The 12,901-nt window shown below is 72.0% G+C and carries 10 protein-coding genes; 9 read left to right on the forward strand and 1 reads right to left on the reverse strand.

What is annotated here, in order from left to right:
- The first annotated feature begins 15 nt into the window (after positions 1-15).
- From AP234_RS26710 to AP234_RS26750, 9 genes are all read left to right on the forward strand, one after another.
- Positions 16-1,329, forward strand: coding sequence for a protoporphyrinogen/coproporphyrinogen oxidase (locus AP234_RS26710; protein ID WP_055482610.1), 1,314 nt, complete (start codon positions 16-18; stop codon positions 1,327-1,329).
- Positions 1,330-1,339: 10 nt separating this feature from the next.
- Positions 1,340-2,995 (forward strand): AMP-binding protein, encoded by a 1,656-nt coding sequence (locus AP234_RS26715; protein WP_235558397.1) that lies wholly within the window; start codon positions 1,340-1,342, stop codon positions 2,993-2,995.
- Positions 2,986-4,788 (forward strand): CoA transferase, encoded by a 1,803-nt coding sequence (locus AP234_RS26720; RefSeq protein WP_063843100.1) that lies wholly within the window; start codon positions 2,986-2,988, stop codon positions 4,786-4,788. The genes AP234_RS26715 and AP234_RS26720 overlap by 10 nt, the downstream gene beginning before the upstream one ends.
- Positions 4,785-7,313 (forward strand): AMP-binding protein, encoded by a 2,529-nt coding sequence (locus AP234_RS26725; RefSeq protein WP_055482508.1) that lies wholly within the window; start codon positions 4,785-4,787, stop codon positions 7,311-7,313. Before AP234_RS26720 ends, AP234_RS26725 begins: the two co-directional genes overlap by 4 nt.
- Positions 7,314-7,400: 87 nt before the next feature.
- Positions 7,401-8,189, forward strand: coding sequence for a carboxypeptidase-like regulatory domain-containing protein (locus tag AP234_RS26730; protein WP_152990640.1), 789 nt, complete (start codon positions 7,401-7,403; stop codon positions 8,187-8,189).
- Positions 8,190-8,351: 162 nt separating this feature from the next.
- On the forward strand, positions 8,352-10,184 hold the full coding sequence (locus tag AP234_RS26735) for an ABC transporter ATP-binding protein (RefSeq protein WP_055482510.1): 1,833 nt from the start codon (positions 8,352-8,354) through the stop codon (positions 10,182-10,184).
- A gap of 164 nt (positions 10,185-10,348) precedes the next feature.
- Positions 10,349-10,798 carry a helix-turn-helix transcriptional regulator gene (locus AP234_RS26740; RefSeq protein ID WP_055482511.1) on the forward strand — a complete coding sequence of 150 codons (450 nt, stop codon included), beginning with the start codon at positions 10,349-10,351 and terminating at the stop codon, positions 10,796-10,798.
- A 5-nt stretch (positions 10,799-10,803) separates the two neighbouring features.
- On the forward strand, positions 10,804-11,214 hold the full coding sequence (locus AP234_RS26745; protein ID WP_055482611.1) for a VOC family protein: 411 nt from the start codon (positions 10,804-10,806) through the stop codon (positions 11,212-11,214).
- On the forward strand, positions 11,211-11,663 hold the full coding sequence (locus tag AP234_RS26750) for a pyridoxamine 5'-phosphate oxidase family protein (protein ID WP_055482512.1): 453 nt from the start codon (positions 11,211-11,213) through the stop codon (positions 11,661-11,663). The genes AP234_RS26745 and AP234_RS26750 overlap by 4 nt, the downstream gene beginning before the upstream one ends.
- A 165-nt stretch (positions 11,664-11,828) precedes the next feature.
- Here the strand turns inward: AP234_RS26750 and AP234_RS26755 are convergent, their stop codons facing one another.
- Complete coding sequence (locus AP234_RS26755) at positions 11,829-12,848, reverse strand: aldo/keto reductase (RefSeq protein WP_055482513.1); 1,020 nt, start codon at positions 12,846-12,848, stop codon at positions 11,829-11,831.
- Positions 12,849-12,901 lie beyond the last annotated feature (53 nt).

Raw genomic sequence — 12,901 nt, forward strand, 5'->3', positions numbered from 1 at the left:
TCTACGCCGGACGTCGTGGTGGTCGGCGCCGGGCCGGCCGGCCTGACCGCCGCCTATCTGCTGGCCGAGGCGGGCCGCAGCGTGCGAGTCCTCGAAGCCGCCGACACCGTCGGCGGACGGATGCGCACGCTGCGCGCCGACGGCTGCCTGATCGACACCGGGGCCGAGATGCTGCCCCCGGCGGAGGGCTACCCGGCCACCTGGCGGCTCATCGCCGCACTCGGCCTGGACGCCGACCCGGCGGCGGTGCCCAGGGTGCCCGACGCGCTCGCCGTCTGGCGGGACGGACGGTCGAGGCCGCACGCCGGCCGTCCGCTGGGACTGCTCACCGGCGCGGGCCTGCCACCGGGCGCACGCCTGGACCTGCTCCGCCTCCAGACCCGCCTGACCCGGCTGCGCGGCCTCGACCCCGAGCGTCCGGAGTCCGCGCCGCTGGGCTCGGCCACCATCGCCGACCTCGTCCGGCGCTACCACCCCGACCTGCGTGACTACCTCGTCCAGCCGCTGGCGGCCGGATTCTTCGGGTGGGACATCGAGCGCGCGGCGGCCGCGCCGTTCGCCGCGCATCTGAAGGCGTCGGGAAGCGCGACCGGTTGGCGCACCTACCGCGACGGCATGGACTCCCTCACCCGTGCCCTTGCCGCCCGGCTGGACGTGGTCACCCGGCACCCGGTGACCCGGGTGACCGAGAGCCGGGACGGGGTCCGGCTGGACTCGCCGCGCGGCGTCGTCATCGCACGCGCGGCGGTGCTGGCCGTGCCGGCTCCGATAGCGGCGGGGCTGCGCCCGGACGCCCCCGACGGCGAGCGCGCCTACCTGTCCGCCTGCCGCTACGCCCCCATGCTCCGCCTCACGCTGGCCCTGGACCGGCCCATGGCCCCCACCGGTGTGCGGCGAGGGTTCGCCACCCTCGTCCCGGCCGTCGAGGATCCCCTGATCAACGTGATCACGGTGGACCATCACAAGCACCCGGGGCGGGCGCCGGCAGGCCGCGGCCTGGTGTCGCTCGTCGCCTCCCCGAAGGGCACCGCCGAACTGATCGACGCTCCCGACCGGGAGGTGACCGAGCGCCTCACCGCCGGAGCCGAGCGCTTCATGCCCGGCGTGGCCGCGCACGTCACCTCCGCCTACGTGCACCGGTTCCGGTACGGCCTGCCCGAGGCGACGCCGCACGCCCTCGGGCTGCGCGCCGCGTTCGAGGCCCGCCCGGTCTCGGCCGTCGAGTACGCGGGCGACTGGACGACGCTGCGCCCGTGCAGCGAGGGCGCGATCACCTCGGCGGCGCGGGCCGCCGTACGGATGCTCGCCCACCTGTCACGGACCGGGTGAGCGAGGCCCCTTGGCCGCCCCGTCAGCCGAATCGGAAAGGCAGCAGATGGCGCTGTTCACCAAGCCAATCGAACTGGGCACGCTGTTCGACGACCTGGCCGACCGAGGCCACGCCACGACCGTGCACCTCAGCAGACCGCTCGACATCGCGCCTGAGCTCGGGACGGCGCTGGACCTCCCCGGTCTGGCCAGGCTCGTCGGCGAGGCCGCCGGGTGGCTCGCCGCCGCCGACGTACGGCGCGGCGACCGGGTCGCCATCGCCAAACGCAATCACTGGGACTACGTGCTGCTGTCGTGCGCGGCGGCACGCATCGGCGCCGTGCCCGCTTCGCTGTCCGCCGACCTGCCCCCCGACGAGCTGCATACGCTGCTGAAACGGCTGGAACCGGCCCTCCTGATCACCGATCGCGCGCTGCTGACGGCCGGTCGGGAGCGGGGCTGCGACATGGCCTGCCTGGCCGTCCGGACCCTCGTCGTGGACGGCGCGGCCGAGGGCGCCTTGGCCGTCGACGACGTACGCGGGCACGCCGCGCCACCGCCGTACCGGCCGCGGCCCGACGAGCCGCTCGCCATCATGCACACCTCGGGGACGACCGGCGTGCCCAAGCTCGTCGTGCACTCCACACACACGATCATGCGCAGGTTGGCCGGGTTCGAGGCGCACCGCTGGCCGGTGCTCGGCAGCCGTCCCGGCGACGTCGTGGCCGGTGCCCTCTCCTTCGCGCACGGCCGCGCCCTGGCCTGGACCGCGAGCGTGCTGTGGCAGGCCCCCGCCAGGCTCCTCGCGGTCTCGGCCGCCGACTGGGGTGAGGCCGGCCCGTTCCTCGACCGGCACCGGCCCACCACCCTGGAGGCACCGCCGGCGACCTACGTGCGCTGGCGGCATCACGCCGAGGGGCGAGCCGAGGGGAGATCCGCCGCTTTCGAACGGGTCCGGCTCTACATCAGCACCTTCGACGCCATGCACCCGCACACCGTACGCGCCTTCCTCGGCGCCACCCGGCACCGTCGCCCGGTCTGGCTGCAGGGCTGGGGCCAGAGCGAGACCGGCCCGCTGACCTTCCGGCTCCTCACCCGGCGTGCCGTGGCCGGCGAGCTGGGACGCCGTCTCGACATGCGCTACCTCGGCCGCCCGGTCCCCACCCGCACCCGGCTGCGCGTCGTGGATCCCGAGACGCTGCGGCCGGCGCCCCGAGGCATGGCCGGCCTGGTGTACTGCCGGACCGAGGCCCTCTGCCTCGGATATGTCGGCGAGCGGAGCCGATGGCTGAGCAAGCTGCGGGGAAGGTGGTGGAACACCGGCGACATCGGCGTGCTCACCCCCACCGGGGGCCTGCGTCTGATCGACCGCGAGGTGGACGCCATTCCCGGCGTCAGCTGCCTCGAACTGGAGGACCGCATCGAGGACCGCGTCCCCGAGGTGCTGGAGTGCGTCGTCCTGGGGCTCCCCGGCCACCTTCCGCTGCCGGTCGTGGTCACCGGGAACGGCGCACTCGATCGCGACTCCTGGGGGCGGGCCACCGACGACCTGCCGCCGCTCGCGGAGCCCGTGGTGCTGACCTGGGATCAGGTGCCGCGCACCGGCAGCGGCAAGGTGCGCCGGATGGAGCTGCGCGACCGGATCGGTGAGACGCGCGAGATCCACGGGACGGGCCGATGGACATAGCGACACCGTTCACACGCGGCCACGCGGCCGACATCTCGGAGGAGGCGGCCGCCGGGTCGGGGCGGGCAGCCGTACGGCCGCTGGAGGGAACGGTCGTACGCGCTCTCGGCGACTCGGTTGCGCTGCGCGTCGCCGTACGGCGGCTGCGCGCTCTGGGCTGCACCGTCGAACCGGGCGGCGGAGAGCCACCACCGGACGATGCCCCAGCGGGCCGGCTCTGCGTCACCCGCGTGCCGTTGACCGCCGCGAGCGGCGCCCTGCCCGAATGCAGGATCGGCTGGTCCGGACCCGTGACCGTGCCCATGGCCGGTGAGAGCGACGTCCAGGCCGCCTGCGGGATCATGGAGGTGCACGGCAGGGCCACCGGCGGCCCACGCCCGCTCCCCGTGGACTACCTGTCGGTCTGCGCCGGAGTGCTCGCGGTCCAGGCGGTCACCGCCGGTGTGCTGGCGCTCCTGCGTGAGGGCCCGCCGCTGGTGGCCCGCACGTCGGCGGCCCAGGCGGCACTGCTGGCCATCACCCAGCACATCGCGGTGGCCACCGCGGAGCCCGACTCCGACCCGTCCGCGCCGGCCGGTCACCGAACGGGCGGACTCGCGGCGACCCTTACCCCGCCCTTCGACTCGGCGGACGGGGTGCGCTTCGAGATCGACACGTTCGACGCCGAGGACTGGCGGCGGTTCTGGGCCGAGCTGGGCGCCCGACCAGCCGCCGCCGCCGCGGGCTGGCCGCCGTTCCAGCGGCGTTTCGGCACCGCCACCTGCCCGTTGCCCGCGGAGCTCGGAGCCGTGACGGCCGCGCTGGACTACCGGACGATCCGGCGCGCGGCCGGGCGCAGCGGGGTCAGTGTGGTCCCCGTACGGGACGCCGGCGCTCCCGCGCCGCCCGCCGGGGAGTCGCCGTGGCGGCTGCGCGGGCGGGCAGCCGACCATCAGGGTCATCCGCTGCCGCCGCTCGGCCCGCGCCGGATCTCCCCGGCCGGGCAGTGGGCTCCGCTGGCCGGGCTGCGGGTCCTGGAGGCCACCAGCAGGGTGCAGGGCCCGCTCGCCGGACACCTGCTCGGACTGCTCGGCGCCGAGGTCGTCCGGCTCGAACCGCCCGGAGGCGACCCGATGCGGGGTGTCCCGCCCATGGCGGGGCGGTGCTCGGCCCGGTTCCAGGCGCTGAACCGGGGAAAGCGGGCGATCGAGGCCGACCTGAAGTCCGCGGCGGGCCGCCGGGCCGCCCTGCGGCTCGCCGCCGCGGCCGACGTATTTCTGCACAACTGGCCGCCGGGCCGCGCGGCCCGGCTCCGACTCGACCACGACGACCTCGCCGCCGTCCGACCGACCCTGGTCTACGCGCACGCGGGAGGCTGGGCCGACCTGCTGCCGCCGCCGCAGCCGTTGGGCACCGACTATCTGGTGCAGGCGCACTGCGGGGTCGCGGCCCTGACCGTCGGTCCGGGCGAGCGGCCCGCGCCGTCCCTGCTGACCCTCACCGACGTGCTGGGCGGGCTCATCTGCGCCGAAGGCGTCGTCGCGGCGCTGCTGGCCCGGGCCAGGACCGGTGCGGGCGTACGCGCTGAGACCGCACTCGTCGACGCGGCCCGCCTCATCGTCGACACCGCGTACCCGGCCTGTTCGGCACCCCGCATGCCCGGCCGCGCCCCGGTGGTGACCGATCTGGCCGGAATGGCCGCGGACCCGGCCTATCGCGCCGCACTCGACACCACCGGCGCCGCCGTCTACGGCGGGCCGCCGTGGACGTTCGTCCCGGCCCCGGCGTCTCTTCCGATGGAGGCCGCCAGATGAGATCGGTCGGCGGGTCGGTGTGGATCTCGGCCAACGGCGTCGTCCTGGCCGATCTCGTGCCCAGAAGGCTGCGCGAACAGTGGACCGCCGACGGGCTGTGCCCGGGCCGGGACCTCTACACCCTCTTCAGTGAGCACGTCCGTACGACGCCCGGCCGCGAAGCGGTCGTCGACGAGTCGGGCGCACTCGGATACGCGGCGCTCGACCTCCGGGTGCGCCGCGCCGCCGCCGCGCTGTCCGCCGCGGGGCGGGGCACGGCCGACATCATCGGCGTGCTGCTCCCCAACGGGCGCGACGCCGTGGTGGCCGAGCTCGCGGTCGCGGCGATCGGCGCCGTGGCGCTGCCCGTTCCCGACACGCGGGCGACCCGCGACGTCGTCGCCCTGCTCGGCCGATCCCGTGCCGCCGCTCTGATCACCACTCCGGCAACGGCCGGGGCGGCCCGGGAGTGGCGGCGTGGCCTGCCGTACCTCCGTGACGTGTGGACGTTCGGCCCGTCGCCGTCCGGGGCGCGAGACCTGAACCACCCGGGTGACGACCGGCTCTGGCGGCCCGCCCGCCCCGACCCGGAGAGACCGGCCAGGATCCTCGTCTCCTCGGGTTCGGAGGGGGAGCCCACGATGGTCGCCTACTCCCACAACGCGATGGCCGGCGGGCGGGGCAACTACCTGGCGGCGCTGCGGCTGGGCCCCGATCCGATGCGGATCCTGCTGCTCGTCTCGCTGGCGTCGTCGTTCGGGTCGTGCGGCACCTCGGTGACCCTGGCCCGGCATGGCGGCACCCTCGTGCTGCTGCCCCGCTTCGACCCGGCCGCCGCGCTGCGCGCCATCGAACGGCACCGCCCCACGCATGTGTTCGGCGTGCCGACGATGCTGCGCCGGATGGCCGACCTCGACGGCCTCGCGGACGTGGACCTGTCGTCCCTGCGTGCCGTGATCGCCAGCGGGGCGCCGCTGCGTCAGGACGAGCGGGACGTCTGCGTGCGGCGGTTCTGCCGGCCCGTCATCAACGTGTACGGATCGACCGACGGCGTCAACTGCCACACCGGACGCGACCCGGACCGGTGGCACCCGGGGCTGGCCGGACGGCCCGACCCCGCCGTGGCCGAGCTGACCGTACGAGACCACGCGGGGCGGCCGATGCCCGCCGGGGAGACCGGGGAGATCTGGGCGCTGGGGCCGATGACCCCGCTCTGCCACGTGGCCGCCCCCGAGCTGGACGACCGCAATCGGGCGGCGGGCGGGTGGGTGCGCACCGGTGACCTGGGCCGGCTGGACGCCGACGGCGCCCTGTGGGTCGTCGGCCGCAGTCGCCGTGTGGTGATCAGGGGCGGGATGAAGATCTCCCCGGTCCGGGTGGAGCGCGAGCTCGGCGCCCACCCCGATCTCGCGGACGTGTACTGCGTGCCCGTGCCGGACCCGGACCTGGGCGAGCGCATGTGCGCGTGCGTGGCCACGAGGAACGGCATGCCGCCGCCGACCCCGGCCGCGCTGACCGCCTACCTGCGTGACGAGCGCGGACTGGAGCCGCGCGAGCTGCCGGAGCGGTACCTGGCGCTGCCCGAACTGCCGCTGGGCCCGACGGGCAAGGTCTGCGCGGCCACCCTCGCCCGCATGGCGGCCGAGTCCGCCGTCCCGGTTCATGGCAGCGCGGCCCAGGCCACCACTCTTGCGATCGAGGAGTCGACCATGCAGACGACGACCACCGGGCAGACGACGACCACCGGCGACGGGCAGAGCGCGTCGCGATACGTCTTCGACAACCACAGCGAGCATGCCGGAGACCAGCACACGTTCCTGGCCCGCGCCTACGACCCGGTGACCACGGCCCGCCTCGCCCAGGCCGGGGTCGGCCCGGGGTGGCGGTGCCTGGAGGTGGGCGCGGGCGGCGGCAGCGTGGCGACGTGGCTGGCCGAGCGGGTGGGCCCCACCGGCGCCGTCGTGGCCACCGACATCAAACCCGAGCGCATCCCCGGCGGCCCCAACCTGCGGATCCTGCGTCACGACATCGTGCGCGACCCGCTGCCCGAGGCCGCTTTCGACCTGGTGCACTCCCGGCTCGTCCTGCTGCACCTGCCCGAGCGCATCGCCGTACTGAACCGCCTGGTTCGGGCGCTCAAACCCGGTGGCGTGCTGCAGCTCGACGAGTTCGACATCACGTACGGCCCCGGGCTGCTGATGCCCGACCCCGCCGCGCAGCGGCTGTACGAGACCTTCCTGTCGGCCAAGATCCGTGTGATGAAGCGGGCCGGCGCCGACGTCGCCTGGGGGCGTGCCGTCGCAGCGGCGATGCGCGACGCCGGCCTGGTCGACATCGACCCGCGGCCCCGACTGGAGCTGTGGACGGCCGACTCTCCCGGTGTGCACCTGATCGCCCATCACACCCGGCACCTGCGCGATCGATTCGTCGAGGAGGGGATGACCGACCGGCAGCTCGCCGACGTACGCGCCCTGCTGGCCGACCCCGGTTTCCGGGCCACCTCGTGCGTGTTCTATTCGGTCCAGGGCCGCCGCCCGGCCGGATGAGGTTCCCGGCAGGCCGCTTGGCTCGGTTTCCGAATGGCCTGTGGTTTCCAAGTGGCCTGCAAGATCACGATCTTAGCGTGGCGCGACATGGGAAAACGGCTGATGATCTGCGTCCTGCTGATGGCCCTCACCGGGTGCGGGACGACGGGGATCATTAACGAGGATCGGGCGAGCGGCTCGGTGGGCCAGGAGGGGTCTGTGGACGACGGGGGCATCGAACCTGGCATGCTGAAGGGGCGGGTGATCGACGCGGCGGGCAGGCCGATCGAGGGGGCCGAGATCGCCGCCGACAATCAGCTGCTCTACAACAGCAACCTGATCGTGCGGACCGATGGGGACGGCTCCTATCGGATCGACACGAACATCGGGGCGACCTTCCACGCGACGGGGACCGTGATCACGCAGTACAACGGTCAGGAATACCGGCTGAGCCTCGCACCCGACGACGACGCCTCCTTCGCCGGGCCGAGCGGCGCGATCAGGAACTTCACCTGGAAACTCTCGGGGAAGAGGGCCGACGGTCTCGGCTTCTACGGGGGCAAGGTGCTCTTCCATCTCGACATGACCGACCCGCTCGACCCGAACGTCTTCCTGGAGGACGAGAAGGTGCAGCTCAGCCTCACCCCGGAGGGTCCGCTGATCGACGGTTCCGCAGGGTCCCCGATCGTGGCGATGGCGACGAGGAACCCAGACGGCTCCGGCCTGGAGGACGTGCCCATCGGCCGTTACCGGATCACCGCCGACTACGCGGGCCGCCCTCTGGCGGTGAAGCTCCGCGGGGGAGGCGACTACGCGGAGGAGGTCACCGCCGATTTCGCCCCCATCATGACCGGCGTCTACTGGATCGAGCTGGAGCTCGCACTCCCACGCGGGTGACCCCCGCCGGGAGCGGAGATCGTCTCCGTTCGCTTCGACCAGCCGGGTGATCGAGAGCCGGGGGTAACCGGAAAGCAGCCGGGGGCGGCTGAAAATCGCTCGCTCTTCCGTACCGTACTGCGGCAGCATGGCCACCGCGATATCGGCATTCGGGGAGGGCTTATGGCTGTGCTCGGAACGGCCGAGGAGAACGCCGAAGACGGCCCATCTGTGCGGAAATCGGCGATTCTGCTGGCATTGCGCTATTACTGCGGTGAGCTGAGGCGTCAGTGGCGGATCGCGGCGCTCGCACTGACGCTGCCGGCGATGGGGAACATCTGCCTTTACTACCTGGCGCCGCTGGCGGTGGCCGGGCTGGTGGGGCACCTGTCCGGCGGCGGGGACGGCACCCTCGGTGCGCTGGTGCCCTACGTGCTCGCCTTCGGCGGATTGCTGCTGGCGGGCGAGGCGCTGTGGCGGGTGGGGTTGCACTTCCTCAATCGCACCGATGCCCGCGGCATAGAGCGACTCGGCGTGGTGGGCATGGACGAGTTGCTGGCCAAAGACGTCACGTTCTTCCATGACAACTTCGCCGGGTCGCTGACCAAACGGGTGCTCGGATTCTCCTCAAGATTCGAGGAATTCGCCGATACGCTCACATTCTCGATCATGGCCAAGGTGGTGCCTCTGGCATTCGCCTCGGTGGTTCTGTGGCGTTATCACCCTTTGCTGGTCCTCGTTCTCGTGGGCCTCATCATTGTCACCGGTGTTCTCGTCGCCCCGCTCGTCCGCCGTCGCCAGGCATTGGTCGACGAACGCGAGGCCGCCAAGGTGCTGGTGTCGGGCCACGTCGCGGACGTGCTGACCAACATGGAGACGGTCCGCGCGTTCGCCGCCGAGGATCGTGAAGCCGCCGAATATCGGGCCAGGATCGGCGAGCAGCGCAGGTTGTCCCTGCGTTCCTGGGATTACGGCAACCTCAAGGTGGACACCGTCGTCGCCCCGCTGTCGGTGCTCACCAGCACCGTGGGCCTGCTCCTCGCGGTGGCGCTTCGCGGTGGTCTCGGCGTCGAGGCCATCGTGGTGACGTTCACCTACTACTCGAACACCATCAGCATCATGTTCGAGTTCAACCAGATATACCGGCGGATGGAGAGCGTGCTCACCGAGGCGGCCCAGTTCACCGAGCTGCTTCTCGTACCGCCGACCGTGCTGGATCCGGCCGATCCGCAGCCGCTGCGCCCGGCCGACTCGGGCATCCGCTTCGACCGGGTGAGCTTCGCGTACGTCGATGGCCGGCCCCTGTTCGAGGACCTGGACCTGGACATTCCCAGTGGCGCCAAGATCGGGCTGGTCGGCCGGTCCGGCGGGGGCAAGAGCACGCTCACCCGGCTGCTGCTTCGACTCATGGACGTGAACGGAGGCAGGATCCTCATCGGCGGTCAGGACATCGCCCGACTGCGCCAAGCCGACCTGCGCAGCCTCATCGCCTATGTCCCTCAGGAACCCGCCATGTTCCACCGGTCGGTGCGTGACAACCTCGCGTTCGCCCGGCCGGACGCCACCGATGCCGAGATCCTCCGGGCCGCGCGGGCGGCGCATGTCACGGAGTTCGTCGAGTCCCTGCCGGACGGTTTCGACACCCTGGTCGGCGAGCGTGGCGTCAAGCTGTCCGGGGGGCAGCGGCAGCGCATCGCACTCGCGCGCGCCATCCTGCGCGACGCCCCCATCCTGCTGCTGGACGAGGCGACCAGCGCCCTCGACTCCGAAAGCGAAATCCTCGTCCAGGAGGCCCTGTGGCGCCTGATGCGGGACCGTACCGCACTCGTGGTCGCGCACCGCCTGAGCACCGTCGTCCGGATGGACCGACTCGTCGTACTCAACCGGGGACGCATCGTGGAGCAGGGCACACACGGCGAGCTGCTCCAGGCACAGGGCCCGTACGCCCGGCTCTGGCATCACCAGTCCGGAGGCTTCCTCGTCGAGGACGCAACCCCGGACGCGCTCCACCGTTGACCGATGCCCGGACCGGCCATCAGGGTGCGGAACCGCATCGCACGATGAGTCTTGTCGGTGCCGTAGGGCAGTATCGAACCGCCGAGCCGTTGACAGGAACAGAAGATCGCGGTGTCGCCCACGAATCGGCGGGCGGCCGACCTTGCCTTCCTCCGGAGGTTTCGATGACCAGCAGACCCGCCACCGCGCAGCACCTGCGTGACCTCGCGCGACTGCGCCGCGTCCGCGACCGGATCGACCGGGAGTACGCGCAGCCGCTGGACGTCGAGGCGCTCGCCCGCGGTGCGCACATGTCGGCGGGACACCTCAGCCGTCAGTTCCGGCTCGCCTACGGCGAGTCGCCGTACGCCTATCTGATGACGAGGCGCATCGAGCGCGCGATGGCGCTGCTGCGTCGCGGCGATCTCAGCGTCACCGAGGTCTGTTTCGCGGTCGGCTGCACCTCGCTGGGCACCTTCAGCACCCGCTTCACCGAACTGGTCGGTGTGCCGCCCAGCACCTACCGTCGCCGGTCGGCGCGCGCGACGGCGGGAATGCCGCCCTGCGTGGCGAAACGGGTGACCAAACCGATCAGGAATCGAGAAGCCCGGATTCCCGAGCCGCAGCTAGCGTGACCGTCATGGACATCACCATTCACAACACCTTTCTCCCGCACGACGACCCGGAAGCCTCCCTGGCCTTCTATCGCGACACCCTCGGCTTCGAGGTGCGCAACGACGTCGGCTACGACGGGATGCGCTGGATCACGGTCGGCCCCGCCGGTCAGCCGGACACGTCCATCGTCCTGCACCCGCCGGCCGCCGACCCCGGCATCACCGACGACGAGCGCCGCACCATCGCGGAGATGATGGCCAAGGGGACCTACGCCAGCGTCATCCTGGCCACCGCCGACCTCGACGGCGTCTTCGAGAAGCTGCAGGCCGGCGACGCCGAGGTCGTCCAGGAGCCGATCGAGCAGCCGTACGGCGTGCGCGACTGCGCCTTCCGCGATCCCGCGGGCAACATGGTCCGCATCCAGCAGACGCGATGAGCGCCGAACCCCGCTCCCGCGCCCAGCGTCGTCGTGACACCGAGCATCGGCTCACCCACGACGTCGACATCTGGGTGGCCAGTGCCTCGGAAGACGGTGCGCCATATCTGGTGCCGCTGTCCTTCGACTGGGACGGCGAGGCGCTGCTGATGGCCACGCCGGTGGACAGCCCGACCGGCAGGAACCTGGCCGCCTCCCGGACCGTACGGCTGGGGCTGGGCCACACCCGCGACGTGACCATGATCGACGGCGAGGTGGAGGTCCTCCACATGGACGCGCTGCCGCGGGAGCGGGGTGACCTGTTCGCCGAGCACACCGGCTTCGACCCGCGCGTGCCGGCCACGCCGTACCGCTGGTTCCGCGTCTTCCCGCGTCGCATTCAGGCGTGGCGCGAGGTGAACGAACTGCCCGACCGAGAGCTGATGCGCGACGGCCACTGGCTGATCTGAAGTCGTGTCTGACAGATCATGCCCTGCTGCACGCGGTCCAGACGGCGCCTGCTCCACGCCAAGGAAATTCCTGACAGGCCGGAACCTCCGCGGGGCCCCGGGTGACCGTAGGCCCCGCTGCGACCTCCTCCTCCGGCTTGCGAGGACTCCGCGTTCCTCCGGCGATCAGCGGCGCCGCAGTGACGGGTCGAGCAGCGAAGGAGGGGTGTCGTACTTCTCGTGGGCGGCGAGGTCGGTGCCGGGAGCGACGATCGCGTCGATCGCGTCGAGCACATCGGGGGAGAGCACGGTGTCGGCGGCGGCGAGTTGCGAGTGCAGGTGGTCCAGCGTGCGGGGACCGATGATCGCGCTGGTCACGGCGGGATGCGCGGTCACGAAACCGAGCGCGAGCTGGATCATCGTCAGACCGGCCTCGTCGGCGACCACGGCCAACCGTTCGACGGCATCGAGCCTGGCCCGGTTGGACGGAATGGTGATGTCGAAGCGTTCCGGCATGAACGTCGAGCGGCTGGTGGTGATTTCCCGGCCTTCCCGGATCGCGCCCGACAGCCAGCCCGACGCCAACGGGCTCCACGCCAGCACGCCGAGTCCGTACTGCTCGGTCACGGGCAGCACGTGGGTTTCGATCCCGCGCTGGAGGATCGAGTAGCTGGGCTGCTCGGTGACGTAACGACTCAGGTGGTTGTCGCGGGCGGCCCATTGGGCCTGCACGATGCGGTACGCGGGGAAGGTCGAGGAGCCGAAGTAGCGGATCTTCCCCGCGCGCTGCAGGTCGGTCAGAGCCGACAGCGTCTCCTCGTCGCTGGTCGCCGGGTCCCACCGGTGAATCTGGTAGAGATCGACGTGGTCGACACCGAGGCGGCGCAGGCTGTCGTCCAGCGCGGTGATCAGCCAGCGGCGTGAACCGCCCCGATGGTTGCGTTCGTCGCTCATGGGCATGCTCGCCTTCGTGGCCAGCACGATGTCGTCGCGGCGGCCGGCGATGGCTTTGCCGACCATCTCTTCCGACTCGCCGACGCTGTACATGTCGGCGGTGTCGATGAGGTTGATCCCGGCCTCAAGAGCGGCGTCGATGATGGCGGTGGCCTCGTCCTGGGTGGTGCGGCCGATCTTTCCGAAGTTCATCGCGCCGAGCGCGAGGGAGCTGACCTGCACACCGGTGCGGCCCAGATCGCGGTACTGCAAGAGAGTGTCTCCTTGGTTGCCGATGAAGCGTGGTGGCGATGCGTGCTTGGTTC

This window comes from Sphaerimonospora mesophila, assembly GCF_001417795.1.
Classification (GTDB): domain Bacteria; phylum Actinomycetota; class Actinomycetes; order Streptosporangiales; family Streptosporangiaceae; genus Sphaerimonospora; species Sphaerimonospora mesophila.